The sequence below is a fragment of the Kitasatospora sp. MY 5-36 genome (assembly GCF_001182915.1).
Classification (GTDB): Bacteria; Actinomycetota; Actinomycetes; order Streptomycetales; family Streptomycetaceae; genus Kitasatospora.
The window spans coordinates 1-2,649 of the sequence record NZ_LFVW01000990.1 but is presented as its reverse complement, the minus strand read 5'-3'; the positions used below and the strand labels follow the sequence as shown (position 1 = coordinate 2,649).

General features: G+C 74.6%; 2 protein-coding genes. Both read right to left on the bottom strand.

The genetic code is table 11. From position 1 onward, the window contains the following. Window positions 1–1,756 (bottom strand): MFS transporter (locus AE652_RS39255; protein ID WP_234348705.1); only part of this gene is annotated, 1,756 nt, incomplete at its 3' end. A gap of 221 nt (window positions 1,757–1,977) precedes the next feature. Then, on the bottom strand, window positions 1,978–2,571 hold the full coding sequence (locus AE652_RS39250) for a hypothetical protein (protein ID WP_049660335.1): 594 nt from the start codon (window positions 2,569–2,571) through the stop codon (window positions 1,978–1,980). Window positions 2,572–2,649: the final 78 nt, after the last annotated feature.

Below are 2,649 nucleotides of genomic sequence, written 5' to 3'. Positions count from 1 at the left end.
CGGGCGCGGTGGTGGCCGGCCGCCCGGCCGTCGGCGCGGCACCGGAGGGTGAGGCACCGGACGGTACGGAGCCGGACGGTGCGGAGGCCGGACGCGCGGCGGCGGGCCGGGTCCGCTCGCGCACCAGCGAGGCGGCCGCGGCGACCAGCGACATCGCGATCGCCAGCCAGAACACCACCACCAGCCCGTCGTGGAAGGGCCCCGAGATCAGCTGGGGGAAGAACTCCCGACCGGTCAGCGTCCGGACGTTGTCCGCCGGCAGCTGCCCGAGCACCTGCGGGCCCAGCAGCTGCTGGATCGGGTTGTACCCGAGGAAGGCGGCGAACAGGGTGCCCACCGGCGGCAGCGAGGCGATGGCGTGCGCGTCGGCGGCGGGCACGCCCTGGGCGGTCAGCCCGGCGGTGAGCGTGTGCGGCAGCGAGCCCGCCAGGCCGGCCACCATCAGGGAGAAGAAGACGCCGATCGACAGCACCATGCCGGCGTTCTGGAAGGTGGCCCGCATGCCGGAGGCCGCGCCGCGGGCGGCGGCCGGCACGCTGGACATGATCAGCGAGGTGTTGGGGGCGGCGAACAGGCCGCCGCCCAGGCCGTTGACGAACACCAGCAGGGCGAACCACGGGTAGCCGAAGTCGGTGGGCAGCAGGAGCAGCCCGGCGAAGGACAGCGCCATCACCACCAGTCCGCCGGCGGCGAAGAGCCGGGCCCCGGCGCGGTCGGACAGGTAGCCGGCGACCGGTCCGGCGGCCAGGAAGCCGACGGTCAGCGGGACGAGGTAGATCCCGGCCCACAGCGGGGTGTCGGCGTAGTCGTAGCCGTGCAGCGGCAGCCAGATGCCCTGCAGCCAGATGATCAGCATGAACTGCAGCCCGCCGCGGGCGATCGAGCCCAGCAGGGTGGCCGCGTTGCCGCCCGCGAAGACCGGGTCGCGGAAGAGCGAGAGCGGGAACATCGGCTCGGCGGTGCGGGACTCGACCAGGCAGAAGACGGCGAGCAGGGCCACCCCGCCGAACAGTCCGGCCAGCACCCAGGGGTTGGTCCAGCCCATGGTGTGGCCGCCGTACGGCTGGATGCCGTAGGTGATCGCGGCGAGCAGGGCGGTCAGGCCGACGCCGAAGGTGATGTTGCCCCACCAGTCGATCCGGGCGGGCTTGCGCACCCCGGTCTCGCGCAGCGACCGGTAGGCCCAGACCGTGCCGAGGATGCCGATCGGCACATTGACCCAGAAGATCGACCGCCAGTTCCACTCGGCCAGCAGCCCGCCCAGGACCAGGCCGATGAAGGACCCGGCGATGCCCGCGACGATGTTCACCCCCAGGGCCGTGCCGCGCTGGCGGGCCGGGAAGGCGTCGGTGATGATCGCCGCCGAGTTGGCCATCAGCATCGACCCGCCGACCGCCTGCACGACCCGCCAGCCGGTCAGCCACAGGGCCCCGGGCCCGCCGTGCAGCGGGTCGAGGGAGAGCGCCACCGAGGTGAGGGTGAAGATCAGGAAGCCCGCGTTGTAGATCCGCACCCGGCCGTGGATGTCGCCCAGTCTGCCGAGGGTGACCACCAGCACGGCGGTGACCAGCATGTAGCCCATCAGCATCCACAGCAGGTAGCTGACGTTGCCGGGGCGGAGCGGGTCCAGGCCGATGCCGTTGAAGATCGCGGGCAGCGAGATCAGCACGATCGAGGCGTTGACGGTGGCGATCAGGGTGCCGAGCGTGGTGTTGGACAGCGCCACCCACTTGTACCGGGGGTGCTCCGGTGCCACACCGTGGCCGGCCGGGTGCGGCCGCCCCGTCCTGCCGCCGTCGGAGAGTCGTGTCGCCACCGCTGCCTCCTGCTGGCCGGCCGGCGGGTCGGCGTGGGGAATTCGATAGCTTCCGCCAACTAACGATAGTCCGGCGGATGTTCGACCGGTAGACCCGGCCGGGGCACGGGGAGCGCGGGGGAGTGCCCGGGGCGCGCCGCCCGTCCGCCCTCCGTCGCCCCTCAGCCCTCGACGGACCGGGAGGGTCCCCGGCGGCCGCCCCGGTCCAGCAGTCGGACGGCGAGCGCGGCCAGCAGTGCCGCGGCCAGCGCGTACACCGGGAGCCAGAGCGTGGTGGTCGCGGACAGGCAGTCGGCGACGGCGTGCCGGGCCTGTTCGCCCTGGGCGGCGGCGAGCGCGGCGCCGTCCCGGGCGGCCAGGTCGCCGAGGGAGGCCTGGGCCTGCAGCCGGGCGTAGTCGCCCAGGCGGGGGCAGTCGCGGCGGGTGCCCGGCATCGGGAACAGCCAGGCCCAGCGCTGCATCGCCGGGGCCAGGGCGAGGGCCACGCACAGTCCGATGACGAGCGTGTAGGCGGCCAGGCTCCGGGCGTAGCCGGACCCGGCGTCGGTCGCGCGGGCCGGCGGGCGGGTGGAGGAGAGGACCACCGCGAGGAGGGTCAGCCCGAGGTAGGTGGAGAACCACTGCCAGGAGCCGGAGGAGAGCGAGAAGGCGAGGACGGCGGCCAGCGCGGTGCCCAGGACCCCGGCCCGCGAGGTCACCCCCGGGGCGGGGGCGGGGGCGGGCCCGGGGGCGGCTCGGTGGCTGCGGTCGTCCATGCGCTCTCTCCCCTGGCCGGCGGCGGGCCACCAGTCTCCGGGCGGCGCCGTACCGGGGCGCTCGCACCATGCCGGTCC